Here is a 26,270-nt window from a genome sequence, read left to right as displayed (position 1 = left end):
TTCGCAGGTGGAGACGGACCACCACGTCACACGTCGCCGTCCCGTCAGCCGGACACGGACGCAAAACGGCTTCGGCACCCAGGAGGCCGGGAAACCCTGTGAACACACGAGAATCACCGGAGCGTGTTTCCCCGGCCGGCGTCGTGCAGCCGGATCACCCGGAGACCGGCGGACCGGGCGACGCGGGTGAAGGACCGGTGGGGGTTCCGCGGCTCGACCGGCCGCCCGGTGCGGGTGGCGAAGACGCGGTCCGACTCCCGCCAGGTCTCCCCCTCTCGCCCGCGCCGGTCCCCAAGCCTTCCTGGCCCTTGCCCGCCGACGGGTCCATGCGCTCTGGGCCCTCCTGCGCGACCAGCGGAGCCACCTCCCTGCCCCACCACTTGCCCCGGTACGTGCGTCCGCCCCTTCCTCTGCCGCGACACGACCGGTCGGCCGAGGTTCACTTCATTGCATGAGCGACGGCGGTAACGCACCCCACCGGCGAAGGCACACTCCTTGGTGGCGCGCAGATCAGCAGTGGCGGGCCGCCGGCCGTCGTTTCGAGGAGAGCGGGGCGGGCCGGCTGTGGGGTCGACTCTCGGCGGTCGACTTCTTCGGGCACTCCTTCCAACTGGCCTCGCTCGCGTTCCTGTGCTTCTTTCCCTTCCTGATCGTCATCACCGCGGCGGCGGGCCGTGAGGCCGCCCTGGTCGTCGTCAGCTGGCTGGGGCTGAACCAGCAGGCGGCACAGGCCGTGGCATCCCTGTTCGTCCCCGCGACGACGTCGTACACCCTCACCGTGACGAGCGCCGTCCTGCTGCTGCTCGGAGCCGTGGCCGTGGCCGGCACCCTCCAGAGCTGGTACCGGATGCTGTTCAACGTCCATGGAGGCGGGTGGCGGAACACCGTGGCCCAACTCGCCTGGCTTGCAGGGCTCCTCGCCTATTCCGCCGCGCAGGCCGGGCTCGGCAGGGCGTCCGACGGGTGGCTCCTGCCCAGCCTGATCGGCTTCCTCTGGGCGGTCGTCTTCTGGTGGGGGAGCATGTACGTACTGCTCGCCGGTACGGTGACATGGCGCGCCCTGTTCCCCTCGGCCCTGGTCACCAGCGCCTGCTGGACCGGCCTCGGGGTGTTCTCCGCCCACTACTTCTCAGCGACGATCGTGGCGAACGAACAAAAGTTCGGCCCCATCGGTGTCGTCATGGCCCTCCTGTCATGGCTGGTGGCAGTCGGCGTGATCATCCACCTGGGGGCCGTCGCGGGTCGCATGCTGCGTTGAGCCCCCACCGCACGACCCGCCCTCCCACAAGGAGCAGCGGCATCATGGGACGCCCGTCCGGCCGTCCTGGGGCCATGGGAGGGCACTCAGTGACGACCGACAGCGACAACCAACGCCGGCCAAGCCGCGGATCCTGCACCGGGTGCGGACCGGTGGGTAGTGGCGGGATCCTCCTGAGCGGTTCGGCCCCTGGAAGACCGTCTCCGAACGCCACCGGCTGGGTCGGCCGACGGGGCGTGGGAGCGTCTGTTGCAGCAGGTCCGGGCCGCTGCCGACGTTGCGCGGTCCAAGTATCGACTCACGTGCCGAGCGGGTTCGCGGTGCGGAGCGGCAGGTCCCTGTTCGGCTGCCCGTGTGAGGAGGTGGGCCATGGCGTGGTCGAGCTGCCGCCGCAGGGCCGTCGTCTCCGAGGCCAGGGTGCTGACCAGTACGCCTCCGCCGGGAAGCGCCATGACGGCGGTGTCGTGCGCGCAGAGCGCAGCGGGGGGAGCGCCGTCGTTCGCCAGGTCGGGGTCCACGGCGATCAGCGTGCCGGCGGTGCGCCGGCCGGCGGTGACGGCCGGGCCGTTCCACCCGATGGCCGCCGGACCCACGCCGAGCTCTTGATCGTAGACCGGTCCGTGCTCCGTCTCGACGCGCACCCGCTGGCGGTAGGCGCCGGATGCTTCGCCGTGCCGTCCGAACAGCACCTCCTCCCGCAGGACCAGCCGGGCGCCGGCTTCCAGCACGACGCGGATGTCGGTGACGTGTCGGCACCCCCGCCCGGCGGTCACCAGTTCCGGGAGCCAGGCCAGGGCCGCGCCTGTGCCCACACGGATGCGGATGTCCAGGCGTGACTCCTCGCCGTACGTTCCCGGCAGCAGCGTAGGGGCGACCTCGCCCAGCAGGAGAGCGCTGGAAGGACCCACGTGCACGTCCAGGGCCAGCCGGTCGCCGCCGAGTGGTCCGGCGGCGCCGGCCGCGACATGAACGCAGGCGGGGCCGCTTGTGCGGCCGGCCCAGGCGGTGACCGGGGTCGCGCCGAGCGGTGACGTGGTGCGCAGCATCAGCGGCCAGTCGGAGCGCAGCACCGAGATCCGGGTGCGTGGCCGCCCGACCGCGGGCTGGGTGCGCTCGGTGGCGAGCCGGGCCGATGCCCGGGTCATGGCTTGCTTCTCACCTGTCGCTGTCCAGTCGGTCCCGGACCCCGGCCGTGGCCTCGTCGGCCGCCGGGTTCTCGACGAGGGACAGGAAGCGGACGGGGCGGTCGCCACGTTTGTCCTTGGCGTCGCGGGCCGTCACCGAAAGATCGGCGTTCATCCGGCCGGCGAGACCCGTAGCGAGCTTGGCAGCCGTATAGATCATCAGGCGCTCCCGCTCCTGAAGACTGAGCAGCATCACTGGCTCCGCTCCATCCGGGACCGTTCTGGGGCAGACCGGCCGACACCCGCGTACCGGAAGTCAGCCTTGCACAGCGGTCGGCCGGTGGCGCGGTGATGTTGAGCTACCCGGGTTCACCACACCGTGGGTGCCCGCAGGAAGAGCTGCCGGGGCACTATCGCACCTGGCCAGGTGGGGATGCGTCCTGGGTGCTCCGGCCGTAGAGCGTGACTTTGTCGGCCGGGGCGCCACCCCCACCGGGGCCTACGGTGCGGGTGCGACGGTGAGCCACGAGGGAGCGGTCGGTGCCGCGCACCGTCGTGGTGAGCCGGTGGGCACCACCGGCGTCTTCCTGGCGGACGTGGTACCCGGCCCCGTGGAAAGGGCTTGTCCGAGGTCGCTCCGGTTCTCCGCCGGCATGGTGACGTTCCTTTCGCTGATCGGTTTGGTGGTCGAGATTCGTATGGGTCTCACCTGACGCGGGGCACAGGGCGGCCCATGGGTAAGAAGGTGTTTCCCGGTCGCTCTCGTGCGACATCTCGGCCTCGTTGATGGCGGAGCGGACGGTCGTCTCGGCTCGGTGGTCGGGACGGCAACGCGCTGTCCACGGACGGTCTCCCTCCACCGTGACCAACCAGGAGACCGTCCCACCCGGTCAGTCGGCGTGACAGCACCCGGAGGACGGCACCCCGGTGGCGGGCCGTCACTCCATCGCGAAGATCCCGCAAGAACCGGTTTCCCGGCGCTCACACGGTCACGGTGCCTCCCGCTGTATCGATGAGGTTCCCTGGCCGCGGCGAACGGCGAAGCGGACCGGTACCCGTTCGGCCAGAGCGTCGATGTGCGTGACGATGCCGACCACCTGGTCCCTGCGCGTCGCGAGCTCTTCCAGCGTGGCGGCGACCGTCTCGAGTGTCGCCTCGTCCAGTGCGCCGAACCCCTCATCGAGGAAGATCGATTCCAGTTGAGCGGCACCGGCTGCGGCCATGGCCGGCAGCTGCGCCGAAAGCGCCAGGGCGAGGGCGAGGCTGGCCTGGAACGACTCACCGCCGGACAGTGTCCTGACCGGTCGGCGGCTGTCCGCGTCGGCATGGTCGACGACGAGGAAGCCCCCGTCGTCGTGGGTCAGCTCGAACTGCCCGCCGGACAGTTCGGCGAGTGTCCCGGAGGCTTCCGCGACGAGGGTGTCGAGGGTTGTCGCGACGAGCCAGCGGGGAAACCCGTCCGCGCGCAGGAGGTGGCCGAGCGTCCTCGCCACCTGGTGCGCCCGCTCTTTGTGCTGCCGCTGCATGTCGAGCTTCGCGGCCTGCTTCCGCCGTTCGATGAGACGCCGCGCCTCCTGCCGGGCCCCCTCCAGCGCCGCCGCGACCGCCGGCTCGGCCGTCTCGGTGAGCGGCCGTCCTGCGTGGAGGGCCACCTCGTGGGTGGCGAGCACACCGACGAGTCGGCCCTCGGCGGTGGTGAGTTCTCCACGGACCCTCGCCAGCCTCTCGTACGCGCCGGACAGCGCCGCTTCGCGGGTGGTGGCGGCGGCCGCCGCCCAGGAGACGAGGGCGGTCCACGCCGCGGCCAGGTCATCACGGTCCGGCACCGGAGCCCCGAGCGTGACGAGCGGGTCGCGCACATGCTCGAGCGCCGACCAGGCCGCCTGCACCTCCCGGCGAACGCGCGTCGTGGCCTGCTCGGCACTCGCCCTGGCGGCTCGCGCACGCCGCAGTCTCGCGTCCGCCGCGTCGGCAGCTCCTTCCCACCGCTCCCGGAGTGCGAGTGCGGCGGTGGTCTGCTCCCGGGGGAGGGCGTCGGCGAGGACGGAACGCAGGGCGACGATCCGGCCGGTGAGCGCGTTCAGTTCGCCGGTGGCCCGCTGCTCGGCTCTGAACGCCTCCGTCCACGCCTCGCGCAGCCGCTCCACCTCCCGGTCGGCCCTGACTCGTGCCTGCTCGGCCCTGTCCAGGTCGGGCGCGGCCGGCGGGCCGGGTGTCGTCGTGACCCGCTGCCCGCACACCGGGCACGCTGCGCCATCCCGCAGGTGCGTTCGCAGCGCCGCGGCCAGATGGGACCGTGCCGTGGCCTCCTGTGTCCGGCGCGCCTGCAGGGCGAGCCCCTCGGCCTCCTCCTCGGCGGCGGTCACGTCGGAGAGTGCCCTGGCGCAGTGCCGCTGCAGCGCCTGCGTGGCGGGCAATCTCCTCTCCAGTGTGTCGAGCTCCATGTGGTCGCGGCGGGCCTGTTCGAGCGGGGCCCGGGGCGGTGCCGCCGCAAGCTGCTCACGGGCAGCCGTGTCGGCTGCCTCGGCCGCGGCGAGTTCCTCGTCGGCCGCCTCCTCGGCGGCTTTGATGTCGCGTTCCCTCTTGCCGAGTTCTTCGGGCCCGGCCGACACGGCGACCGCTCTCAACCGGTCCCGCTCCGCGGTCAGCGTCTCGCACGCCCGCCGTGCCTCGGTGACCGCCGCGCCGTGCTCGGCGAGTTCGGGGAGTGCCGCACGGACCCGCTCGGCGACCTCCTCCAGCGTGGCCACCCGGCCCTGTGCCGCTTGTTCCGCGTACTCGGTCGCGTCGGTGAACTCCTCGAGCTGCTGGGCGAGGAGCTCGGCGCGCTGCCTCGCGCGCTCGGCCTCCGTGTTCGCCGCCTGCGCGATCCGGGGGTAGATCTCCAGACCCATCAGTTTGACGAGGATTTCCTGCCGTCTGGCCGGTTGCGCGTGGAGGAACTCGGCGAAGTCCCCCTGCGGCAGCACCACACAGGTGATGAAGTGCTCGAACGGCAGCCCGAGCAGTTTTTCCACCGCGGGCGTGACCTCGGAATCGGAGGCGAGCACTTCGGTGATGTCGTCCGGCGTGCCGAGCGCGTCCGGGTCGGCGAGTCGTTCCAGCCGGGCGTTCTTCACACCGACACCGCCGGCGGCAGCGCGGCGCAGTTCCCGGGCGGCGACATAGCGGTGTTCGGCGAGGTCGAAGACGAGCCGGACGGTGCCCCGGTCGGTGGTGGGTGCGAGTGCGTTCGCGACCGTGCGCCGGTTGTTCCAGCGCGGCACCGAGCCGTACAGCGCGAACGTGATCGCGTCGATGACGGTGGACTTGCCCGATCCGGTCGGACCGACGAGCGCGAAGTAGTCCACTTCGCGGAAGTCCACCGCGGCCGGCTCCCGGAACGAGGCGAAGCCGTCCATCTCCAGTAGTACCGGCCTCATGGGGACTCCTTCCCGCCGTCAGGCGTGCATGGCGGTGGCCTGGTCGTGGAGCCTGGTGAACAGTGCTTCGACCCGTTCGTCGGCGATTCCCCGGGCGATGCAGTACGCGTGGAACAGCTCGGCGGGGCTGCGGTCCGCGCCGTCGGCCGGGGGAGACGGCCCGGTGGTGTGCACCGGTGCGGCGAACCCCGGATCGATGCGCACCTCCAGCGCGTTGGGCAGCAGCCGCTGCACGTCCTGCCGTAGCCCCGCGCGCGCTGGTTCGCACAGCAGCACCCTCAGGTAGTCGTCGCCGAATTCCTCGGCGCGCTGGGTCACCTCGTCGACGGTGCCGCGTACGGTGCGCAGCCGCCGTCCGGACCCGATGGGCACCTCGGCGGTGACGCGGGTGGGCGTGCCGACCTCGGCCTCGACGACGAGGACCACGGTGGAGTCGTTCTCCTCACCGAAGTCGAGGGTGATCGGACTGCCGCAGTAGTGCACCGGACACGGTGCGGGCAGCGACTGGCGGCGGTGCAGGTGCCCGAGCGCGACGTAGTGGGCGTCGGGTGGGAAGGCACTGGTCGGCACCCAGTACTCGAGGACCGACTGGGCGGACCGCTCACCCCCGCCGAGCTTTCCCCCGGCCGCCGTCAGGTGGGCCATCACCAGGTTGACCGTGTCGTCGCGGAAGCCGGCCGTGAGCGCGGCAAGCAGGTCCCGTACCAGCCGGCCATAGCCGGTCGCGGCCTCCCGAGGCGTCTCGGTGACCAGCTGGGCGGCCCGTACCGCGTGGCGTCGGGCCAGGAACGGCAGCAGGGCGACGGCGACCGGCTCCCCCGTCGAGCGCGCGGTGAATTCCACCACCCCGCCGTCGGCCGCAGGGCGGGCAGTGCCGGCCAAGGTGATCCCCGCGCTCGCCATGAGCGGCCGGTAGGCGTCGAAAGTGGCGGCGTGGTCATGGTTGCCGGCGATCGCGATGACCTCAGCGCCGGTGCGTCGCAACGCGAGCAGCGTCTGCACCAGCAGCTGCTGGGCCTGCGCCGACGGGGCGGACGACTCGTACAGGTCGCCGGCGACGAGGACGGCGTCAACGCGGTGATCCCGTGCCACCCGGACGATCTCGCGCAGGACCGCCCGCTGTTCGTCGAGCCGGTTGTGGCCCTTGAGCACCTTGCCGATGTGCCAGTCCGAGGTGTGCAGGAACTTCATGGAAACGCCTCGCTTTTCCACGGCGGTTGCCGACGGCGGCATGCCGCCGGCCTCCTTGCCCCCAGGTGCGAGGTCGTGGGTCCTCACCGCCCTCGCTGACCGGGGGAGACACCGGGGACCCGGCACCGCGGGCGGGACAGGTGGCGGCAGCACTTCCGTGCAGCGCCTCCGTGGGGCCGCCGTTCCGCCGGATGCGTGGCAGGGGTGACGGACCAGAGGTGCACGACAGGGAGATCCGGACCAAGAGCAATAGCCTCCTTTCATGACCGAGGAGACGATCATCGCGCTGCGAAACTACGACTGGCTCGTCCGCGATCGAGGGCTTGACGACGTAGCGCTGGACTGGGACTCCGGCACCCTCGTGTACGGCGAGGGCGGCGCCACCCTCGACGCCCTGATCGAACGGGGCTTCACCCCCGCCACATAGCCGCCCACCGCCACTGGCCTCCGTGTGCCGCTGGGCGCGGCGGTGTTCCGGCTGCTGCACGGTGCCTTTCCGGGCGAGCCGCCGCGTGCATCAGCGTCCCCCCCAGGGCGCCGCCGCGCTGGGCCTCTCCGGCGGCCGGTCGATCGCCCGGAACCGGTGGCGCAGCGGGCAGGCCGTGAAGTCGGCCACACGCGACGGCGACAGTGACGGCGGTACGGGCGGGACCGGTGTGCCGGAGGCCTCGAACGGCTGCACCCCCGACCCCACGCCGATTCGCTCCGCGCGCGATCCGCCCACACGGCTGCCCATCCGTCGACGCCTTCATCGGCACGTCTCCTCGTCGGCGCGACCTACCCGCCGGCCCCCGGCTCGGGCGGCATCAACTCGTCATACACGGCCTGGTGCTCCCCATCATCACTTGGGCACATCACCCGCCCGTCGGAGAGGCACTTCCAGTGGTGCCGCAACACCTCCTGCGCGGCCGCCTCCGGGCTGTCGAACACCTCGAAGCCGTCCCCGTCCTCGTCGTAGACGTAGTCACAGACGTCGCAGACGACGGAGTGCATCTGATGGGTGGGGAAACGCGTCGGCCGCTCCCCCCTCGTCACCGGCCGGCCTGGATGACGGCTGCTGCTTTCCGGCCCCCGGCAGGCCGCAGAGCTCTCGTCCACGCGCTCGGTCCGCAGGGGCGCGGCCGCCTGCCAACCGGTGGGCGGCATCCGGTGCGGGCCGCTCACGGGGCGGAAGCCATCGTCGTCGTACTGCGGGCAGGTGGAGAGGGCGAGCAGGTACTCGTGCAGGGTGCGGTTGTGGCCGGCGCCCGTCAGCGCGTGGTGCTGTCCGCCGGCTCGCTCCGGCAGGGGCGGGTCGCCGGCCTGGACGACGAGGGACCGCAGCTCGTGGCACCAGCGCGGCACCGAGGAAGGCATCGCCGCCCAGTCGTGGTTCCACAGGGAGTGCAGACGCCAGATGTGCTGGCCGCCGTAGTAGGCGTACAGACGGGTCTCCGGGGAGCCGTCGGCGAAGTACTCCGCCACGTCGTCGCGCATCTCGTCGAGGAGCTTGACGTCGGGATGGGTGCGGTCGAGGAGACAGGGGGAGCCGTCGACCGTGCACCGGGGCAGGTGGGGCCACACGTTGTCGGCCAGCCACGGGACGTTGAGCACGGCGCTCACGTCCATCCCGTTGTTGACGGCGTAGTAGTCACAGCCGGAGTCGTCGGTGAGGCCGATGGAGATCAGGCCTCGGACGGTGGGATCGGCGGGAAGGAACTCACAGTGGAGGTAGACGCGACGAATGGTCGAAGCGGTGTCGCTCACGTGCTGCTCCTCGGCGTCCGAAAGCGTCTGTGGCAACGCGGTTCGTGCGCGTGCGGTGTCCTCGCCGGCCGATCACGAATGACCGTCGCACGCTCCCCCCCGGCGCAGGACACGTACCGCGCCTCCCCGTCCCTGGTTCAACGGATTCCCGTTGAGGGGCACGGAGCCCGGACGGGCGGATGGCGGAAGGGGGGGTGCACCGGCTCAGAACTCGATGGGGGCGGCGGGGGCGGTGTCCGGTCCTGCCCCGATGCCCAGCTTCTCCTTGATCTTCTTCTCGATCTCGTCGGCGAGGTCGGGGTTGTCCTTGAAGAAGTTGCGGGCGTTCTCCTTGCCCTGGCCGAGCCGGTCGCCCTCATAGGCGTACCAGGCGCCGGACTTGTAGAGGAAGCCGTGCTCCATGCCCAGGTCGATCAGGCCGCCCTCGCGGCTGATGCCCTCCCCGTACAGGATGTCGAACTCGGCCTGCTTGAACGGGGGTGCGCACTTGTTCTTGGCCACCTTGACACGGGTGCGGTTGCCGACCGCCTCGGTCCCGTTCTTCAACGTCTCGATCCGGCGGACGTCCAGGCGCACGGAGGCGTAGAACTTCAGCGCCCGGCCCCCGGGCGTCGTCTCCGGGGAGCCGAACATGACGCCGATCTTCTCCCGGAGCTGGTTGATGAAGATCATGGTGGTCCCGGACTGGCCGAGCGCACTGGCGATCTTCCGCAGGGCCTGGCTCATCAGCCGGGCCTGGAGGCCGACGTGGGAGTCGCCCATCTCGCCCTCGATCTCCGCGCGCGGCACCAGGGCGGCGACGGAGTCGATGACGATCAGGTCGAGCGCGGCGGAGCGGATGAGCGTGTCGGCGATCTGCAGTGCCTGCTCGCCGTTGTCGGGCTGGCAGACCAGCAGGGCGTCGACGTCCACGCCCAGCCGCTTGGCGTACTCGGTGTCGAGGCCGTACTCGGCGTCGATGAACGCCACGGTGCCGCCGGCGCGCTGGGCGTTGGCCACCGCGTGCAGGGCGAGAGTGGTCTTGCCCGAGGCCTCGGGTCCGTAGATCTCCACGATCCGCCCGCGGGGCAGACCGCCGATGCCAAGGGCGACGTCGAGGGCGATCGACCCGGTGGGGATGACCTCGATGGAGGACCAGGGGTCATCGCCGAGGCACATGACCGAGCCCTTGCCGAAGCGCTTCTCGATCTGGATGAGGGCCAGCTCGAGCGCCCTCTCGCGGTCCTGTTCTTTCATGGCGTCCGCCTGGATGGGATGGGGCGTGTCATTGCGGCCGGCGGTCCCGGGTCACCGCGCCGGCGACCCGGGGTGTCGGTTCTGCGGCGGCCCGCGCGGACTTCGGGGCGGTGGCGCCGGGTGTCGCACCACTCGGCTCCGTTTCACCGTCTCGGGGCCGCTCGCGGGGTTGCCGTCAATCTGTGATTTCGGTCGCCGCCGGTCGCCCCGGCGACTCTGCCGTCCTTCCTCCGGCCGCCTCGGCGGCGGTCGGCTCTTCTCTCCACGGCAGCTCATCGACCGGGTCGTCGGGGAGCCCTGGGAAGCCGTGCCCCTCACATCCGTCCAGAGCCGTCTCGCTGAAGGCCTCCGGGCGGATACGGGAGTCGTCGTCCTGGTGGTCGTCCCGGTATTCGGGATGACAATCGATGCAGGTCAAACCGAGCGCAGCCTGCGGGGTCCAGGTCTCGTAGGGGTCGGTCGGGGTGGGGTCGGTCATGCCGGTCAGCCTTTGCGGTGCTCCCGTCGATCAGAAGGGCTCATCGCCCTGCCGGGAGGTGGGCGGCTCGCCGTTGCTCTGGGCGAACAGGTCGTCGGCGGATGGGCCGGTGCCGGCGAAGACGCTCGCGCGGGGGGCCTTGGTGACCTGCGCGGTGGCGAACCGCAGCGAGGGACCGACTTCGTCGACCTCACACTCGACCACGGTGCGGCGCTCGCCCTCTTTGGTCTCGTACGTCCGTTGGCGCAACCGTCCCTGGACGATGACGCGCGTACCGCGGGTCAGGGACTCGGCGGCGTGCCTGGCCATCTGCTCCCAGGCCGAACAGCGCAGGAACAGCGTCTCGGCGTCCCTCCACTTCCCGGTCTCCCGGTCGAAGGCGCGGGGTGTGGAAGCGACGGCGAAGTGCGCGACCGCATCGCCGGACGGGGTGAGGCGTAGCTCGGGGTCGTCGGTCAGATTGCCGACCACTGTGATGATGGTTTCACCAACCATGGCCCTTCCTCTCGTTCGACGAGTGATTCCTCACCCGTGCCGGTTCGAGACGGCCGGTAGCCCGGAGTGGGCGGGATTCGCGCCGTGTGTCGGCGAAGTCGCACACCGCACTGCGGGGCGAGGCGGTCGTCGGATTCGCTCCCTGTCCTTTCCGCCCTTCCTCGGCCCGAGTCGGCAAGTCCGGCCGCGATGAGCCGCGCCTCGTGGGCGGGGTGTTCCTCGCCCTCGCGAGACTGGTACAGGGTGGTGCCGTGGGTGCGGCACCCTGTCCGTGGGGGGGGCAGCCACCGCGGCCCAGGGGGCCGACCCGGACGATCCAGTGGTGAGGGGGCGGTGGTCATGTCGCACCGCCGTCGAGGGTGAGCAGTTGGCGCAGGTCGAGTTCGCCGGCGCGCCAGGCGCGGGTGACCTTCTCCGGCCCGCCGGGCACGGGGCGAAGGCTGAACGATCGCGGCGGGGGCGCCGGTGTCGCGGCCAGTCCCGGGATCACCTCGCCGGTGTGCGGGTCGGTGACCGGGTCGAGGCAGGCGAGCCGGGTGAGGAATTCCCGCTGCCAGCAGGGGCGCACCCGGGTGAGCGTCTCCACCTCGCTGGGGTGGTTCTCGGCCACCCAGGTGAGGAAGGCGTGTTCGTCGGCGATCACGACCGTCGGCCGGGGGTCGATGAGCGTGATGGTGGCGATAGGCGTGTGGTCCGGCAGGGTCGCCCGGATCGACTTCAGGTCGAGCTCGGCACGGGCCGCGCGCAGCCCGCCGAGCATCGTGCGGCGGGCGGCCTCGTACTCGGCGTCCACCGCGTCGCGCAGCACCCGGAGCACGGCGACCCGGGTGGCTTGGTCCTTGAGGCTCATGCGGCCCGCCCCCTACCCGACCCCGAGCCTCGACTCGACATCCTGGGCATCCCGGTTCTTCGCCGCCTCGGTGCCGCGGCGCACGATCAGCTCGCCGAGCGTGCGGGTCTCCTCGCCGTCCAGGACGGCGGCGCCGAGCAGGTTGCGCCGGCGAACCTCCTCGTAGAGGGCGCGCAGGTCCTCATAGGTGGCGTCCGGCGCGGTGGCCGCCGTGATGTAGTCCGGTACGGATTTGGCGGGCTTGCCGGCCTTGAGCCAGCCGAGGACGGCCTCGGCGAACTCCGGGCCGGGCTTGTGGAGCACCGTTCCGGACAGTGGTTTGGCCCGGGACTTGGAGATCACCAGGGTGTTCTCGTGGTCGAGGTCGCCGACGATGTCGAATTCGTACTCGATGCCCTCTCGCTGTTCGGGCTTGAGCCCGACCTTGCGCGGCACCTTGCGCCCGCGCTCGTCGGCCTCGACGACGTACTCGGTCTTGGTGCGCATGGTGACGATGAGGTGACCGGGGTAGGCGAGCAGGGCGTCGAGCATCGCCCGCTCCATGGGGCGGGCCTCCTTCCAGCCGGCGAAGCTGCCTCCCGCCCCGACGCGCTTGGCCGCGTTGTCGACCTGTTCCAGCATCCCGCCGGTGCCGGACCAGAAATGGCTCAGGGAGTCGACGATCATGACGTCGTAGCCGTCGTGAGCGGCCACCGCGAGCGCCTCGACGAGCGCGGTGGGCTGGAACGTGGTGAGCGGGAGGGTGTCGAAGGCGAACTCGTCGGCGTACTTGGCGGCGCTGCCGTGCTCGGTGTCGACCAGGGCGATCCGGTCGCCGAGCCCGGTGCCGGTGACCAGGGCGGTGTAGGTCTTGCCCGATCCGGTGGGCCCGGTGAGCGCGATGCGGGCCTTGGCCTGTTCCTTGGTGGCGGGGATGAAGACGGGGTGGTTCACGCCGTGCTCCTCTGGCGTCTCCGACGGCGGTTCGGGGTGGGCCTGGGGAGGGACGGAAGAGCGTCCTCACCCGGCAGGACGGGCACCCACACGGCCGTCGACTTGTTCGAATGCCAGTTCGAAGGCTGTCTGGAACTTCACGCTAAGCGCACAGGGAGAAGACAATCAACACTTTTCTCCAGAAAAGTTGCCGAAAGCCCCAATTGTCAGTGCCGGGGACTAAAATGAGCCTGCCTGCGCCCATGTCGTGACCGGACACGTCCGGCCTCTGCTTTTCGAGAGGGCTGCCGGGCCGGTCCCACCACGAGGCACGGTGCCTTCCGGGCGAGTCGCCGCGGGGGAGCGGTCAGGAGGCTCGACGGGGCGTCGTCTTCTTCGCGGCGGTGTTCTTCGCGGTGGTGTTCCTCGTGGAGGCGTTCTCGGCGGCGGTCTTCCGGTCCGAGGCGGCGCCGGTTGCCGGGTTCTTCTTCGCGGTGGCCCGCTTCGCGGCCGAGGCGGTCTTCCCGGCTGCGCTCTTCCTGGCGGGTGCGGCACCGGCGCGGCCACTCCTCACCGCTTCCAAACTGCTCTGCAGCAGGACCGTGAGGTCGGTGACGTCGGCGTGATGCGGGGGCGCCGCCTCCTCCAAGCGGTCGGCGACGACCTGCTGCAGAGCTTGCTGGTAGTCGTCGTGGAGCTCCTCCAGGACGAAGCCCTCGGAGAGGATGTCCATGAGATGCATGGCCATCTTCAGCTCCTGAGGCCTGACGGCGATGTCGCTCTCGGGGGCGATGCCGGTCGGGTGGCGGACCTCTTCGGGCCAGCTCATGGTCTGCAGGACGAGGAGGTCGTCGTGGGCGCGCAGCACCGCCAGGGACTCACGGGTTCCGATGGCGACCTTGGTGACGGCGACCCGCCCGGACTCCCTCAGCGTCTCCCGGAGCAGGACGTAGAACCGGTCGGTCATCGGGTCCGATCCTCCGACGTGGTAGGCCTGCCCGAGCACCATCGGATCGATGCTGCCGTCGTCGACGGAGGCCAACACGCTGATCCGCTCCTTGTCCGGCGGGGGAAGGGCCGCCAGCTCCTTGTCGCTCAGGACGACCCTCCGACCGTCGGGGTGCTGATAGCCCTTCGCGACGTCCCGGTGTTCGATCTCCCGGCCCTCCTCCTCGCACCACCATTTGTGGTGCACGCGTGAGCCGTCCTCGGCGTGGACCTGGTGCAGGACGAGACCGCTGTCCGTCTCGGTGGCCTTGTAGAGGACCACGGGGATGTCGATGGTGCCGAGGGAGATGACCCCCCTCCAGACCGCCTGCATTTCTTACCTCTTCCATCGAGATCCGCTGGATTGCGTCGCAGAAGGCTGCGGAGGCGGTGGCGGGGCGCCCCTCGGCCCTCCCGCACGACGCTGCGGGCCGGCGGGGAGGCGCAGGACGCCGAAAGACGCCCCGCACGGGCGGGCGGATGGAGCCTCGTGCCGCTCGCGGCACTGAGCACCGCCACCTGAGCAAGTCTCTGTCTGAAAGGCGTTGATTGTCCCTTCATCTGCACTTAGTGTGACTCTAGTCCTCTTCGAACGTGTATACGAATACGTAATGGCCGTATGACGATGAACCAGAACGACACCGGCAGTGAGACAGCCCCTGGTCGGCCCGTCACGATCGAGCCGGTCTACCGGCTGGTCGGGGCTGACGCCGACGGTGAGGACCGGGCCGTCGAGGCCCCGCTGCGGCCCACGGACCTCGACGGGTTCATCGGCCAGGAGCGGGTTCGCGAGCAGCTCGACCTCGTGCTGCGCGCCGCCCGCGCCCGCGGCGCGACCGCCGACCACGTGCTGTTCTCCGGAGCCCCGGGCCTCGGCAAGACCACCCTCTCCATGATCATCGCTGCGGAGATGGGTGCCCCGTTCCGCATCACCTCCGGGCCCGCCATCCAGCACGCCGGAGACCTCGCGGCGATCCTCTCCTCCCTCACCGAGGGTGAGGTCCTCTTCCTCGACGAGATCCACCGGATGTCCCGGTCCGCCGAGGAGATGCTGTACATGGCGATGGAGGACTTCCGCGTCGACGTCGTGGTCGGTACTGGCCTCGGCGCCACTCCCATTCCCCTGGAGCTGCCCCCGTTCACCCTGGTCGGTGCCACCACCCGGGCCGGACTGCTGGTGCCCCCGCTGCGCGACCGTTTCGGTTTCACCGCGCACATGGAGTTCTACGCACCGGCCGAGCTGGAGCGGGTCATCCACCGCTCCGCCCGGCTGCTCGACGTGGCGATCGAGCCCGAGGGCGCCGCGGAGATCGCCGGCCGCTCCCGCGGCACCCCTCGCATCGCCAACCGGCTGCTGCGCCGGGTACGGGACTACGCCCAGGTCAAGGCCGACGGCGTGGTGACCCGCGAGGTCGCCTCCGCGGCCCTGGCGGTCTACGAGATCGACGGCCGCGGCCTGGACCGGCTCGACCGGGCGGTGCTGGGCGCGCTGCTGAGCCTCTTCGGCGGCGGACCGGTCGGCCTGTCCACCCTCGCGGTCGCGGTGGGGGAGGAGCGGGAGACGGTGGAGGAGGTCGCCGAGCCGTTCCTGGTGCGCGAGGGGCTGCTGGCCCGCACTCCCCGGGGGCGGGTCGCCACCCCCGCCGCCTGGGCCCACCTGGGTCTCGCACCACTGCCGCAAGGTGACCCCGGAACCGGACAGCAGGGCCCGTTCGGCGCGGGTTCCGGGGGACACGTCGCCTCACCGCCGCCCCGGCAGCGGCCCCCGCGGCGGTGACAGCCCCCGGCCACCGAGCCGAGATGACCGTCCGCTTCGCCGCCCGGGGCCAGGTCACCGGCGCTGCCGACCGGTCCACCACGGCCCGACCCCAGACCCGAAGCGCAAGCCCACCACGCCCCGACGCGCCGTCCGGCACTCACATGCCCCACAGTGCGACAGCACCCGGACGAGGCCCACGGGCAGGACCGGCACTTCCGTCTCCGCGCCTTCCCGGGCGCCCGGTGGCCAACGGAGTGGAACGGTGCGACGTGTGCCGGGCCGCGCACATGGGCCGTGTCACCCGCGGAAGTCACGCACCGCCGTGGGGGAGAGGGCGGGGTGGGTGGTGAAGTAGTGCAGGGCGGCGCGACTGACGCGGTCGTCACCGGCACCTCGCTCGAACCAGGTCCAGTCGCCGTTGGCATTGCACTCCAAGAAGACCGGTGTGCCGTCGGGGGTGATGAGGAAGTCGAAGCCGGAGAAGGCGTACCTGGTGCAGCCGAGGAGGGTGGTCACCGGTTCGGCGAGCCGGTCGGGTACGTCGACGGCGGTCACGGCCACTGCCTCGGGCTGGGCCCAGACGTCCCTCGGGTCGCTTTTGCGCACTTCGTAGGCGAAGAGTTCATCACCGACGTTGAAGACGCGAACCTCCCGGTCGTGCGGGACGTACCGCTGGAACAGCAGCGGCACCGGCTCGGTGGCGGACGCGGCGGCAGGGACGCGGCGTGGGAAAACGCCGGTGACCTGGCCCGGTTCGTGTTGGACGAAGTGGTCACCGGCCACTTTGGCGATCAGTTCCGTCGGGGGGCAGGTGAGTGCGGCCGCAGCCTCCTCGGCGCTGCTGGCGAGCACCGTGTCGGGAACCCGTATGCCGAGCGCGGCGGCCTGGCGCAGTTGGGCGAGGCGGCTGGCGCGCCGGGAAGCGGGAGGATTGATATGGGTGGTGGGCCACTCGCGCACGATCTCCAGGACGGCGGTCCACTGGTCGCGGATGTAGCGGCTGACGACGGCCGAGCCGTTGACCATGATGGCGTTGGGCATGAAGTGCCTGATCCAGAGCAGTTCGGGCCGTACGAGCAGACCGTCGATGCACATCGTGCCGGCGTCCGGGTCGAGCACGAGACGGTGGTCCGCGCAGTCGTCGGCGTCGATCCGGTACAGCGGGTAGCCCTGAAGGCCGAGTTCCAGGGAGAGCCGGTCGATCTCGGCGTCGTGGGCTGAGGTGAAAGTGACCAGGGCGGGCTCGGGAAGGTGGGAGGGCAGGGTACGCAGTTGTGCACGGAAGCGGCGCTGGTAGTCGACACTGGACTGCCGAAACGTGTCCTCGAAGCGGTCCCCCTGCAGGAGCAAGGGGACGTTTTCCTGGTCGGATGGGGTGTTCCGGTCCGCGGGCATGGGGCTCTCCGTGGCAGGGGGCGCTGTTGTGGCGGGCGACACGGTGTATCGCCCGCCACAACAGCACAGTGTGATTCGGTCCGCTCAGGTGCGGACCGGATCGGATCGGCTACGGCTGCGCCGGCCGATCGTGACGGGTGTTACTGGGACTCGCTCTTGTTGAGGCAGGTACGCGACGCCTCGTAACGGCGCATGAAGTCCTCGAACTCCTTCTGCATGGTCTTCACTCCTCTCGGTGTGCGACGGTGTGGTGTGTTCCGGCCCGCAGACGGGTGTCAGCCGCCCGCGAACAGGTCTGTGGGGTGGTGCGGTGCGGTGCGGGACCGCCGTCGGCGCGGCTCATGGTCTGGGCTGCTGCTTGAGCTGCTCCTTCAGGCGCTCCGCGGCATCGACGTTCTCGGCGATGAGGCAGTACGGGACGACACCAGGGGAGTCACGCCACGAGTTCAGCAGGACGACTCCGGTCCGTGTGGCGGGGTCGTAGGCGATGCCCTCGCGCTCGAGGTGCTCCCGGGCCTCCGCGAACGACGGGACCTGCCAGGACACGTACTCGGCCAGCAGCCGGTCGCGGGCGTAGTCCTCGCCGGCCAGGCGTTTGCCGAGGTGATAGACGTGGGTCGAGCCGGTGACCAGCCCGTTGTACTCGGTGAAGAGGACCTCGCCGTCGACGATGATGGCGTCGGCGCTCAACACACCCCGGTAGCCCATCACCTGCAGGACTTCGCACAGTTTGCGGCCCCCGGCCATCAGGGCAGTCTCCTGACGTTCTGTCAGGTCCGGTGCCGGGAGGTAGGAGTGGTCGGCCACCGGCTCGGCCACCATCTCGCCCTGGCCGCCGAGTTCGATCGTCTCGTCCCCGACCCAGAACTCGGCGAAGACGGCCCGGCTGCCGGGGTGGTACTGCTCCACGACGACCCGGTGGCGCCGTCCCTCCGTCAGCCAGTCCCAGCGCTCGTTCAGATAGACGCGGACCGCGTCCTGAGCGTCCCTCAGGAGGACGGCCCGACCGGCACCGTTGACCTTCAGGTTCTCGGTGAGGGTGAGCACCTCGTTTCCGTTGCCCGCGGCGAGGAACTCCTTCTTCAGGATGACCGACCGCCCCCGCGCGAGCAACCCCGAGATCAGCCGGTAGGCGCTTTCGGGATTGGCGCAGACGCCCCCCTCGGGCAGGGGGAGCCCGCTGCCCGCCGCGAGCGTACGGAAGACCGCCTTGCTGTCGGCGATCAGTGCGCCGCCCTGGCTGAGGAACCCGTAACCGGGCAGCGCGTGTTCCAGGCCGAGCTTGCTTGCGAGCTCCGCCACCGCCTCGTTGGGGCAGAGCGCGAAGACGTCCTCGACGGGCCGCCCGGCCACGGCCTGGCTCAGCCGGGCCCCCAGCTCCGGGTCGAGCAGCCACTCCCCAGGACGGTCCCCGGCCGGCGGGACGACGAGGGTGAGGCTCATGCGGTCCGTGCCGGTCAGCTCGGTGACGTAGGACAAGAACGTCTCGTCCGGCACCTCGGGAAGCACCAGGATGTCACCGTCGCGGACGAACCAGAACAGGCGCTGGGACCACCAGCCCATGGCGCTCTTGCCCCAGGTGCCCACCAGGTCGTCACTGGGTCGGTTGCCGATCAGGAGCCGGGGCATGTCGTGTGTCCACCTCGTCGTCGCCGTTGCGGGAAGGGGAGAAGCCGTACAAGCCGTGTACGGGCGTTGAGGGTTGTACGGGCCGTGCTCAACGTGCGGGAGCTGTTATCGAGCACCCGGGAGGCCGGCCTCGGCGCGCACCGTCGGCGCATGCCGGCACCGGTGCGTGAGGCCATCGGCGCCCAGGCGTCGAAGAACCCGAGGACCTGGGCGTCTGCGTGCCGAAGATCGCGGGAAGATCGGTCCGATGGGGGGAAGTGCTGCGGTATGTGCGATACCCGGCCCCGTTGCGGCAGCATCCGAGGTGCTGGGGCCTCGCCGCATTCGATGGAAGCACAGCAGACACCGAATCGCTTGATCTTGTGACTCAGGTCACAGTAGGCAGGCCTGGGATCGGAAGCGTTTCAGACACTTAGTGAGAGCGCTTCGTTACCCTTCGTAAAGCCCTCGGTGGAGGCGTCGCGCCATTCGCGCACCCCCTTTGGCCAGGCGAAACCTTTCGGCACGTCCGCCCCGTCCGCCTCCGCCGGTACTCCGAGCACACCCTGCGCGAGAGAAGACCGAAAAGCGGCGACGGCCGCGAAAGCCCTCTTGCCCTTGATCGTTCGGGCGCCGAGGCTGGTGACCACGGCAGCCCCGTCCACCCAGTCCGGCTCTGACCAGGACAGTGGCACACCAGGCGAGCGATGGAGCACGCGATGACGCTGAACAGCTTCGACGAATGGTCCACCCTCAAGGAGGTGATCGTCGGATCTGCGGCCAACTACACGTCCCACGAACGCGAGTTGTCCTTCGACCTCTTCTTCCACGACAACATCGCCGGCGACAACAGCACCCGCTCGGAGTGGTACTACCCGCGGCTGTCCGTCGGCGGCGGCGCCGGCACCGACGGCGAGAGCCACCGCCGCGGCCGGGTACCCATCAAGCAGCGCTACGTGGACGAACTCGTCGAAGACCTCGAAGGCATCGCCGCAGCACTCACCCAGCTCTCCGTCACGGTGCACCGCCCGATGGACCTGGACGCCGGCACCAGCGAGGTACGCACCCCCGCCTGGTCCGCCTCCGTCGTCCCTCCGCTGAACATCCGTGACAACACACTGATCCTGGGCGATGAGATCATCGAGACTCCGCCCATGATCCGCTCTCGCTACTTCGAGACGCAGTTCCTGACCCCGGTCTTCCAGCGGTACTTCGAGCAGGGTGCCCGCTGGACGGTCATGCCCCGTCCGCTGATGACGGACGCCTCTTTCGACCTCTCCTACGCCCGCGAGAGCACCGTCGGTGGCCCTACCGAACCCATCGGCACCCCGAGTCCCTCGCCGTACGACGTGGGCTTGGAGATGATGTTCGACGGCGCCCAGGTGCTGCGACTGGGCCGCGACCTGGTGGTCAACGTCTCGACCGCCCACCATGCCCTGGCCTGCGACTGGCTGGAGCGCCACGTGGGGGAGCGGTTCCGCGTCCATCGGGTGCACCGGCTCAGCGACAGCCACATCGACAGCATGGTCCTGGCGCTGCGGCCCGGCACCCTGCTGGTGCGCTCGGAGGCTGTCGCCGAGAAGCTGCCCGAGGCACTGCGCAACTGGGACCTCATAGTCCCGCCCACACCGACGAGCGACGACTTCCCCCGCTACGAGGACGAGGATCTGGTCCTGACCAGCCCGTTCATCGATCTCAACGTGCTATCCGTGAGCCCGGACACCGTTCTGGTCAACGCCGCCTGCCCGGAGCTGATGCGGACCCTGGAAAAGCACCGGTTCACGGTCGTCCCGGTCCAGCACCGGCACCGGCGGCTGTTCGGAGGAGGATTCCACTGTTTCACCCTGGACACCGTGCGCGAAGGCGGCCTGGAGGACTACCTCAGCTGACCGACCCTGCTGCCACCCGGCTCGCCGGAGTCGGTACCGCCGTCCCCGAAACCGTCTACACCCAGCGCCAGTTGCTCGACATGCTGGCCGTCACCGACCCACGCGTCCGCTCAGTCTTCCTCAACAGCTCCATCGAACAACGCGGCCTGACTCTGCCCACCGTGGGCCCGGACGGCGCCCCGGTACCGGAATCCCAAGGCGAGCTGCTGCGCAAACACACCGAGCAGGGACTGGCACTGGGCCGTGCAGCGATCGAGAACTGCCTCGCGGACGCCGGGGCACAGCTGTCGGACGTCCGTTATTTGTGCTGCGTCACCTCGACGGGCTTTCTGACCCCCGGTTTCTCGGCCCTGCTCATCAAGGAGTTGAGCATGGACGTCTCCTGCTCACGGCTGGACGTCGTCGGCATGGGGTGCAACGCCGGACTCAACGCCCTGAACGCGGTGGCCGGCTGGGCCCGATCCCACCCTGGCGAACTGGCCCTGCTGGTGTGCGTGGAGGTGTGCTCGGCGGCGTACGTGTTCGACGGCACCATGCGCTCGTCCGTGGTCAACAGCCTCTTCGGCGACGGAGCGGCGGCGGTCGCCGTGACCGCCGCCGCCGACGACGAAGAACACGAACTGCCGCCTGGGCCGGCCCTGCTCCACTTCTCCAGCCGCATCATCCCCGAGGCGGTCGACGCCATGCGCTACGACTGGGACGACCAGCACGGCAAGTTCAGCTTCTGGTTGGACCCGCAGGTGCCCTACGTCGTCGGCGCGCACGCGCCGGGCGCGCTGGAGGGGCTGCTGCACGGCACCGGGGTACTCCCGTCGGACATCAACCACTGGGTGGTGCACTCCGGGGGCAAGAAGGTCGTGGATTCCGTCCGGATCAATCTCGGCCTGACCCGGCACGATGTGCGACACACCACCGGCGTGCTGCGCGACCACGGCAACCTCTCGAGCGGCTCCTTCCTCTTCTCGTACCAAAGGCTGGCAGCCGAAGGCCGGGCAGCACCGGGTGACTTGGGAGTTCTGATGACCATGGGGCCGGGCTCGACGATCGAGATGGCGCTGGCACGGTGGTGACGCGTGGACCGATCCGGCGATACGACGATGCGACGAAGGGAACTGCTGTGCGGACGCACGACAGGCCGCCGCTGCCTGCGGAGGGCGGAACGGACGGGACGCCAGACAGCACGTCGGACGGGCTGCGCATCACGCTGCGCATCGATGCCACCCGCCCCTTGCCCGAGCTGACCGCCGCGGTCGGCGAAGCCTGCGACCAGGCCGAGACGAGGGCCGACGGCTCGGTCCTGCTCCTACGGCTGCCGGCCGCCCCCGCCGAGGCCCGGTCCTGGCCGGGGCCAGTGGACATCCAGCAGATCAGCCGCTGGGAGCGGGCTGTACGGAGACTGGAGCGGCTGCCCGCGATGAGCATCGCAGTCGCCGTGGGCGCATGCGGCGGTCCAGCTTTGGACCTGCTGCTGGTCAGCGACTACCGGATCGGTTCCACGGATCTGCGCCTCTTGGCTCCCGTCAACGACGGGCACTTCTGGCCCGGCATGGCCGTCTACCGGCTCTCCCAGCAACTCGGGGCCGCGCGGGCCCGGCAGCTCGTCCTCTGGGGCGACGACATCAACGCGCGCCGGGCCCGGGAAATCGGTCTCATCGACCAGATCACGGAGGAGACGGAGGAGGCCGTTCACACGGCGACCGTGCTGATGGGCCGGATCTCCGACCGCGAGCTCGCCATCCGGCGCCAGCTGCTGCTGGAGGCACAGACTCTGGAGTTCGACGACGCGCTCGGCGCGCACCTGGCAGCCTGCGACCGGGAGCTGCGCCGGCTGGTCGTACCGGGGACCGCACCCCGGACCGCTGCGGCGGCCGACAGCGCCCCGACCGGAGGAGCCCAGTGACGGGCCAGGAACAGCGACTCGGTCCGGCCCCCGGCCCCGGCCGGATCAGCGGCGCGGCCGGGACAGACCACGCCCCGCTGCCGGCCGCTCCCGCCCCCACCGGCGACCTGGCCGCCGACGCCGCAGCCCTGGCCCGGCACACCGCCCACGGCGAGCGACTGCTCGCCCTGCTGCCGCCCCGCCCGAACCGCACCGCTGCCGAGTCTTCGCACGCCGCCCGCATCCACGACAGCTGCCGGGCGGCCCGACACGCGTTCCTCGCCCGCCACGCCGAGGCGGTGTACGACGCCCTCACCGCGAGCCGTGCCGTGCGACCTCGACTGGCCGAGCTGGCCGCCGAGGCCGCTGTGCGGTTCCCTGGGCTGGTGCCCGACGCCGCCCAGCTGGCAGAAGAGCGCAGCCGCATCCAGGCTCACAAGGAAGGCCGCGAGATCGACCAGGGCATCTTCTTCGGGGCCTTGTTCCGCTCTCCGAGCGCCGGTGCCCACCTCATCGAAACGATGCTGCACCCCGCCCCGGACTCGGCCGCCCACCTGGCGGAGTTCCGTCGCGCGAACCGACTGGAGCTGCCCACCGTACTGCTGGAGCGCCGTGGTGAGGCGGCCCATGTCACCTTCCGCAACGGCCACTGCCTCAACGCCGAGGACAACCGGCTCATCGCCGACCTGGAGACCGCGGTCGACGTCACGCTGCTCGACGACCGGGTGCGGGTCGGCGTCCTGCGGGGTGGCCCGGTGACGCACCCCCGCCACGCCGGAAAGCGGATCTTCAGCGCCGGCATCAACCTCAAGGAACTGCGTTCCGGCGCGATCTCCTTCGTGGACTTCCTCCTCTGCCGGGAACTCGGCTACATCAACAAGATGGCCCGCGGCCTGTTCTCCGACAGTGCGCATGACACCGAGGAAGGCGGCGGCTGGAGCAGCCACGCCCCCGGCCGCCGCTCCGTGACCAAGCCTTGGGTCGGTGTCGTCGACTCGTTCGCCATCGGCGGCGGCATGCAGCTGTTGCTGGTCCTCGACCGTGTGATCGCCGAGGAGGGAGCGTTCCTCAGCCTGCCCGCCGCCGACGAGGGGATCGTCCCCGGCCTCGGCAACCTGAGGCTCACCCGTCTGACCGGGGCCCGTACGGCCCGCCAGATCATCCTGTCCGGCCGCCGGATACACACCCACGAACCCGAAGCAGCCCTGCTGTGCGACGAGATCGTACCGACCGCCCAGCTCGACGAAGCCACCGAGCGCGCGGTCCGCGACCTGGCCGGCCCCGCCGTCGCCGCCAACCGCGCCATGCTGACACTGGCGGAGGAGCCTGTGGACCTCCTACGCGCCTACTTGGCGGAATTCGCCGTCGTCCAGGCCCGGCGCATATACAGCCCCGACGTCCTGGCCAAGACCGAGCGCCACTGGAACCGTTCGGCCCGTTCCCGGTCCGACGAAAGGCCCGCGGGCGGCGGTGGCACGGAACGGGAGCCGGCATGACCGTCCTCGACCGGGAGACCCTGCACGCCTCACTCCAGGACCCGGCGCTGGAGTCCATCGGATTCCTCAACGAGATCATGGGCTGCTACCCGGACGCCATCTCCTTCGCCCCCGGCGCCCCTCACCCCGACCCCTACACAGAGCTGGACGCCACCCGCTACCTGGACCGCTTCCTCGCCCACGCGGCCGCCGAATCCGGCCGCACCCCCGTCCAGGCCGGCCGGCTGCTGTACGAGTACGGGCCCGCCCGCGGCCTCATCAACGGCATCGTGGCCGACGCCCTGCGCCGCGACCAGGGCATCGACGTCGCCCCCGAGAGCGTGGTCATCACCGTCGGCGCCCAGGAGGCGATGCTTCTGACCCTGCGCGCCCTGGCCAGTTCCCCCAGGGACCTCCTGGCAGTCTCGGACCCCTGCTTCGTGGGCATCACCAGCGCCGCCGGCCTGCTCGGTGTCGGCGTCGTCCCCGTCACCGACACCGCCGAAGGCCTCGACGTCGACGCGCTGGCCGAGGCGTGCCGAACCGCCCGCCGGGCGAACCGACGTATACGGGCCTGCTACGTGGCCCCCGACTACGCCAACCCCAGTGGCAGCCGCATGGAACTGAGGAACCGGCGGCGGCTACTGGAACTGGCCGAACAGGAGGACTTCCTGATCCTGGAGGACAACGCTTACGGCTTCACGGCCGTACCGGGCACCGAACTCCCCGCCCTCAAGACTCTGGACACCGGGCGACGAGTAGTGCACATCGGCACCTTCGCCAAGGTGTGCTTCCCCGGAGCCCGCGTCGGCTACGCCATTGCCGACCAGGACGTCCGCACCGCCAGGGGCTCCACCGTCCCGCTCGCCGCCGAACTGGCGCGGCTGAAGACCGCTGTCACGGTCAACACCTCACCGGTGTGCCAGGCACTGATCGCCGGCATGTTGCTGGAGCACGGCGGCTCGCTCGCGGAGCTGAGCCGGGCCAGGTCCGCGCTGTACCAGCGCAACCTCACCCATCTGCTGGAAGCGCTGGACCGCCACACGGTGGCGGGGCTGCCCGACGGTGTGGAGTGGAACCGGCCCGGCGGTGGGTTCTTCGTCCGGATGCGGCTGCCGGTGCCCGTGGACGCGGCACTGCTGGAGGCCTCCGCGGCGGACTACGGCGTGCTGTGGACGCCGATGGCCCCGTTCCACCCGGGTGGTGGAGGCACCCACAGCCTGCGGCTGTCGTGCAGTTACCTGGATCCGGAGCGGATCGACGAGGGGGTGCGGCGGCTGGTGACGTTCCTGAGAGCGAAGATCAGCGGGGCGACCGGCGGCGGAGTCGACGGACGGACCGACGGGAGGACGGCAGCGGTGGTCCGCCGATGAGGCAACAGCCGATACCCACCTTCCCGACGGCCCGCACCTGCCCGTTCGATCCCCCGCCCGAACTGGCCACCCTCCGCACGCAGGCTCCGCTCAGCCGGCTGCGCTACCCCGATGGGCACATCGGATGGCTGGTCACCGGCCACGACCTGGCGCGACGGGTCCTGTCCGACCCCCGCTTCAGTGCGCGCTCAGAGCTGAAGAGGGTGCCGGTGGCCCGGCCGGGCACAGACCCCTTCTACGGCAAGCCCGCGCTGCCGGGCTGGCTGGTTGACATGGACCCGCCGCACCACACACGGCTGCGGCGCCGGCTCATGGGAGCGTTCACGGCGCGCAGGACGCGAAGCCTGGCGCCGCGGATCGAGCGCATCGTCGACGACCACTTGGAGGCGATGGCTGACCTCGGCGGGCAGGCCGACCTGGTCGAGCGGTTCGCGTTGCCGATCCCTTCACTTGTCATCTGCGAGCTGCTGGGCGTGCCGTACACCGAACGCGCCGACTTCCAGCGCAACAGCGCGACCCTCTTCAAGCTCGACGCGAGTGCGGAAGCGGCGGCCGCCGCCATGGCCGAGCTCGACGCTTTCCTCACCCAGCTGGCTGAACACCGGCGCCGGAGCCCCGGCGACGACCTGCTGAGCGCGCTGGCCGCCGATGGCGAGCTGTCGACGGCCGAGGTCGCCGGGGTGGGGGCGCTGCTGTTGTCCGCGGGACATGAAACCACGGCCGGCTCCCTGGGGCTCGGCACCTTCGCACTGCTGTGCCATCCCGACCAGCTCGCCCGGTTGAGGACCGACCCGTCCCTGGCCGGGAACGCCGTCGAAGAACTGCTCCGCTACCTCACCATCTTCCACTTCGGAGTACCGCGCTCTCCGTTGGAGGACGTCGTGCTCGCGGAGCACACGCTGCGCGCAGGGGAGTCCGTGACGGTCTCCCTGGCTGCGGCGAACCGGGACCCCGGACGCTTCGAGGACCCCGACCGCCTCGACGTCGGGCGTGCGGCCACGGGCCATCTCGCCTTCGGCCACGGGGCCCACCAGTGCATCGGCCAGCACCTGGCCCGTACGGAGATGCGGATCGCCTTCCCCGCGCTGTTCGCCCGGTTCCCCGGTCTGCGACTGGCCGTACACCCCTCGAAGGTGCCGCTCGGCGAGGACATGGGCTTCTACGGGGTGCACCGGTTGCCTGTCGCCTGGTGA

The 26,270-nt window shown here is 70.6% G+C and carries 22 protein-coding genes and 3 pseudogenes; 10 read left to right on the top strand and 15 right to left on the bottom strand.

The window, feature by feature from the left end; genetic code table 11:
- Positions 1 to 128: 128 nt before the first annotated feature.
- Positions 129 to 284, bottom strand: a pseudogene (locus tag CP969_RS33675) (site-specific integrase); the annotation flags it as partial.
- Between the two features lie 167 nt (positions 285 to 451).
- Between CP969_RS33675 and CP969_RS03085 the strand changes: the two are divergent.
- Entirely contained in the window at positions 452 to 1,258 is an 807-nt protein-coding gene (locus CP969_RS03085) for a YihY/virulence factor BrkB family protein (protein ID WP_016827959.1), read from the top strand.
- Between the two features lie 130 nt (positions 1,259 to 1,388).
- A pseudogene (locus CP969_RS34410) lies at positions 1,389 to 1,544 on the top strand (transposase); the annotation flags it as partial.
- A 226-nt stretch (positions 1,545 to 1,770) separates the two neighbouring features.
- Here CP969_RS34410 and CP969_RS34405 read toward each other — a convergent pair.
- From CP969_RS34405 to CP969_RS03065, 4 genes and pseudogenes are all read right to left on the bottom strand, one after another.
- A pseudogene (locus CP969_RS34405) lies at positions 1,771 to 2,304 on the bottom strand (urease accessory protein UreD); the annotation flags it as partial.
- A 109-nt stretch (positions 2,305 to 2,413) separates the two neighbouring features.
- A complete protein-coding gene (locus tag CP969_RS03075) occupies positions 2,414 to 2,635 on the bottom strand; it encodes a P-loop NTPase family protein (RefSeq protein WP_016827961.1) in 222 nt (73 codons plus the stop codon).
- 736 nt (positions 2,636 to 3,371) lie between these two features.
- On the bottom strand, positions 3,372 to 5,804 hold the full coding sequence (locus tag CP969_RS03070; RefSeq protein WP_026085482.1) for an AAA family ATPase: 2,433 nt from the start codon (positions 5,802 to 5,804) through the stop codon (positions 3,372 to 3,374).
- Between the two features lie 18 nt (positions 5,805 to 5,822).
- Positions 5,823 to 6,995 (bottom strand): exonuclease SbcCD subunit D, encoded by a 1,173-nt coding sequence (locus CP969_RS03065; RefSeq protein ID WP_016827964.1) that lies wholly within the window; start codon positions 6,993 to 6,995, stop codon positions 5,823 to 5,825.
- Positions 6,996 to 7,257: 262 nt separating this feature from the next.
- Here CP969_RS03065 and CP969_RS33120 point away from each other — a divergent pair, with 262 nt between their 5' ends.
- Positions 7,258 to 7,422: a hypothetical protein gene (locus CP969_RS33120; RefSeq protein ID WP_004992968.1), complete on the top strand. Its 165-nt coding sequence runs from the start codon at positions 7,258 to 7,260 to the stop codon at positions 7,420 to 7,422.
- A 350-nt stretch (positions 7,423 to 7,772) separates the two neighbouring features.
- On the opposite strand, the gene CP969_RS03055 is transcribed toward CP969_RS33120, so the two are convergent.
- The 7 genes from CP969_RS03055 to ku all read right to left on the bottom strand — a co-directional run bounded on the left by CP969_RS03055 (position 7,773) and on the right by ku (position 14,033).
- Positions 7,773 to 8,741 (bottom strand): hypothetical protein, encoded by a 969-nt coding sequence (locus CP969_RS03055; RefSeq protein ID WP_016827965.1) that lies wholly within the window; start codon positions 8,739 to 8,741, stop codon positions 7,773 to 7,775.
- A gap of 204 nt (positions 8,742 to 8,945) precedes the next feature.
- Entirely contained in the window at positions 8,946 to 9,977 is a 1,032-nt protein-coding gene (recA, locus tag CP969_RS03050; RefSeq protein WP_004992973.1) for a recombinase RecA, read from the bottom strand.
- A gap of 175 nt (positions 9,978 to 10,152) precedes the next feature.
- Entirely contained in the window at positions 10,153 to 10,455 is a 303-nt protein-coding gene (locus CP969_RS03045; protein WP_016827966.1) for a hypothetical protein, read from the bottom strand.
- 30 nt (positions 10,456 to 10,485) lie between these two features.
- A complete protein-coding gene (locus tag CP969_RS03040) occupies positions 10,486 to 10,950 on the bottom strand; it encodes a single-stranded DNA-binding protein (protein ID WP_016827967.1) in 465 nt (154 codons plus the stop codon).
- Between the two features lie 337 nt (positions 10,951 to 11,287).
- Entirely contained in the window at positions 11,288 to 11,800 is a 513-nt protein-coding gene (locus tag CP969_RS03035) for a hypothetical protein (protein WP_016827968.1), read from the bottom strand.
- Between the two features lie 12 nt (positions 11,801 to 11,812).
- Complete coding sequence (locus CP969_RS03030; RefSeq protein WP_004992984.1) at positions 11,813 to 12,733, bottom strand: ATP-binding protein; 921 nt, start codon at positions 12,731 to 12,733, stop codon at positions 11,813 to 11,815.
- A 346-nt stretch (positions 12,734 to 13,079) separates the two neighbouring features.
- Positions 13,080 to 14,033 (bottom strand): non-homologous end joining protein Ku, encoded by a 954-nt coding sequence (gene ku, locus CP969_RS03025; RefSeq protein WP_016827969.1) that lies wholly within the window; start codon positions 14,031 to 14,033, stop codon positions 13,080 to 13,082.
- Positions 14,034 to 14,324: 291 nt separating this feature from the next.
- On the opposite strand from ku, the gene ruvB reads away from it, so the two are divergent.
- Positions 14,325 to 15,476, top strand: a complete 1,152-nt coding sequence (ruvB, locus tag CP969_RS03020) for a Holliday junction branch migration DNA helicase RuvB (protein WP_039831797.1) — start codon at positions 14,325 to 14,327, stop codon at positions 15,474 to 15,476.
- 279 nt (positions 15,477 to 15,755) lie between these two features.
- Here the strand turns inward: ruvB and CP969_RS03015 are convergent, their stop codons facing one another.
- From CP969_RS03015 to CP969_RS03005, 3 genes are all read right to left on the bottom strand, one after another.
- Positions 15,756 to 16,853 carry an MvdC/MvdD family ATP grasp protein gene (locus CP969_RS03015; RefSeq protein ID WP_016827971.1) on the bottom strand — a complete coding sequence of 366 codons (1,098 nt, stop codon included), beginning with the start codon at positions 16,851 to 16,853 and terminating at the stop codon, positions 15,756 to 15,758.
- A 339-nt stretch (positions 16,854 to 17,192) separates the two neighbouring features.
- Positions 17,193 to 18,482: a preATP grasp domain-containing protein gene (locus CP969_RS03010; RefSeq protein ID WP_016827972.1), complete on the bottom strand. Its 1,290-nt coding sequence runs from the start codon at positions 18,480 to 18,482 to the stop codon at positions 17,193 to 17,195.
- 404 nt (positions 18,483 to 18,886) lie between these two features.
- Positions 18,887 to 19,111 (bottom strand): hypothetical protein, encoded by a 225-nt coding sequence (locus CP969_RS03005; protein ID WP_144055278.1) that lies wholly within the window; start codon positions 19,109 to 19,111, stop codon positions 18,887 to 18,889.
- Between the two features lie 69 nt (positions 19,112 to 19,180).
- Here CP969_RS03005 and CP969_RS03000 point away from each other — a divergent pair, with 69 nt between their 5' ends.
- The 6 genes from CP969_RS03000 to CP969_RS02975 all read left to right on the top strand — a co-directional run bounded on the left by CP969_RS03000 (position 19,181) and on the right by CP969_RS02975 (position 26,270).
- On the top strand, positions 19,181 to 20,350 hold the full coding sequence (locus tag CP969_RS03000) for a glycine amidinotransferase (RefSeq protein ID WP_026085483.1): 1,170 nt from the start codon (positions 19,181 to 19,183) through the stop codon (positions 20,348 to 20,350).
- 71 nt (positions 20,351 to 20,421) lie between these two features.
- The gene (gene dpgA / locus CP969_RS02995; protein ID WP_016827974.1) at positions 20,422 to 21,420 is read left to right on the top strand and encodes a 3,5-dihydroxyphenylacetyl-CoA synthase DpgA; all 999 of its coding nucleotides are present in this window, start codon (positions 20,422 to 20,424) and stop codon (positions 21,418 to 21,420) included.
- 47 nt (positions 21,421 to 21,467) lie between these two features.
- Entirely contained in the window at positions 21,468 to 22,250 is a 783-nt protein-coding gene (gene dpgB / locus CP969_RS02990) for an enoyl-CoA-hydratase DpgB (RefSeq protein ID WP_016827975.1), read from the top strand.
- Positions 22,247 to 23,725, top strand: coding sequence for a (3,5-dihydroxyphenyl)acetyl-CoA 1,2-dioxygenase DpgC (dpgC, locus tag CP969_RS02985; protein WP_016827976.1), 1,479 nt, complete (start codon positions 22,247 to 22,249; stop codon positions 23,723 to 23,725). The genes dpgB and dpgC overlap by 4 nt, the downstream gene beginning before the upstream one ends.
- Positions 23,722 to 25,077, top strand: a complete 1,356-nt coding sequence (locus CP969_RS02980) for an aminotransferase-like domain-containing protein (RefSeq protein WP_016827977.1) — start codon at positions 23,722 to 23,724, stop codon at positions 25,075 to 25,077. Before dpgC ends, CP969_RS02980 begins: the two co-directional genes overlap by 4 nt.
- A complete protein-coding gene (locus CP969_RS02975; protein ID WP_016827978.1) occupies positions 25,074 to 26,270 on the top strand; it encodes a cytochrome P450 in 1,197 nt (398 codons plus the stop codon). The genes CP969_RS02980 and CP969_RS02975 overlap by 4 nt, the downstream gene beginning before the upstream one ends.

Source organism: Streptomyces viridosporus T7A, from assembly GCF_008704515.1.
GTDB classification, from domain to species: Bacteria; Actinomycetota; Actinomycetes; order Streptomycetales; family Streptomycetaceae; genus Streptomyces; species Streptomyces viridosporus.
The sequence above is the reverse complement of the archived record's forward strand: the minus strand, read 5'-3'. Positions and strand labels throughout refer to the sequence as shown.

Excerpts from the sequence above, each read along its gene's own strand:
- CP969_RS03085 (WP_016827959.1), top strand. The coding sequence starts at position 452 with ATGAGCGACGGCGGTAACGCACCCCACCGGCGAAGGCACACTCCTTGG.
- CP969_RS03075 (WP_016827961.1), bottom strand. The coding sequence starts at position 2,635 with ATGCTGCTCAGTCTTCAGGAGCGGGAGCGCCTGATGATCTATACGGCT.
- CP969_RS03070 (WP_026085482.1), bottom strand. The coding sequence starts at position 5,804 with ATGAGGCCGGTACTACTGGAGATGGACGGCTTCGCCTCGTTCCGGGAG.
- CP969_RS03065 (WP_016827964.1), bottom strand. The coding sequence starts at position 6,995 with ATGAAGTTCCTGCACACCTCGGACTGGCACATCGGCAAGGTGCTCAAG.
- CP969_RS33120 (WP_004992968.1), top strand. The coding sequence starts at position 7,258 with ATGACCGAGGAGACGATCATCGCGCTGCGAAACTACGACTGGCTCGTC.
- recA (WP_004992973.1), bottom strand. The coding sequence starts at position 9,977 with ATGAAAGAACAGGACCGCGAGAGGGCGCTCGAGCTGGCCCTCATCCAG.
- CP969_RS03045 (WP_016827966.1), bottom strand. The coding sequence starts at position 10,455 with ATGACCGACCCCACCCCGACCGACCCCTACGAGACCTGGACCCCGCAG.
- CP969_RS03040 (WP_016827967.1), bottom strand. The coding sequence starts at position 10,950 with ATGGTTGGTGAAACCATCATCACAGTGGTCGGCAATCTGACCGACGAC.
- CP969_RS03035 (WP_016827968.1), bottom strand. The coding sequence starts at position 11,800 with ATGAGCCTCAAGGACCAAGCCACCCGGGTCGCCGTGCTCCGGGTGCTG.
- ku (WP_016827969.1), bottom strand. The coding sequence starts at position 14,033 with ATGCAGGCGGTCTGGAGGGGGGTCATCTCCCTCGGCACCATCGACATC.
- ruvB (WP_039831797.1), top strand. The coding sequence starts at position 14,325 with ATGAACCAGAACGACACCGGCAGTGAGACAGCCCCTGGTCGGCCCGTC.
- CP969_RS03015 (WP_016827971.1), bottom strand. The coding sequence starts at position 16,853 with ATGCCCGCGGACCGGAACACCCCATCCGACCAGGAAAACGTCCCCTTG.
- CP969_RS03010 (WP_016827972.1), bottom strand. The coding sequence starts at position 18,482 with ATGCCCCGGCTCCTGATCGGCAACCGACCCAGTGACGACCTGGTGGGC.
- CP969_RS03000 (WP_026085483.1), top strand. The coding sequence starts at position 19,181 with ATGACGCTGAACAGCTTCGACGAATGGTCCACCCTCAAGGAGGTGATC.
- CP969_RS02980 (WP_016827977.1), top strand. The coding sequence starts at position 23,722 with ATGACCGTCCTCGACCGGGAGACCCTGCACGCCTCACTCCAGGACCCG.
- CP969_RS02975 (WP_016827978.1), top strand. The coding sequence starts at position 25,074 with ATGAGGCAACAGCCGATACCCACCTTCCCGACGGCCCGCACCTGCCCG.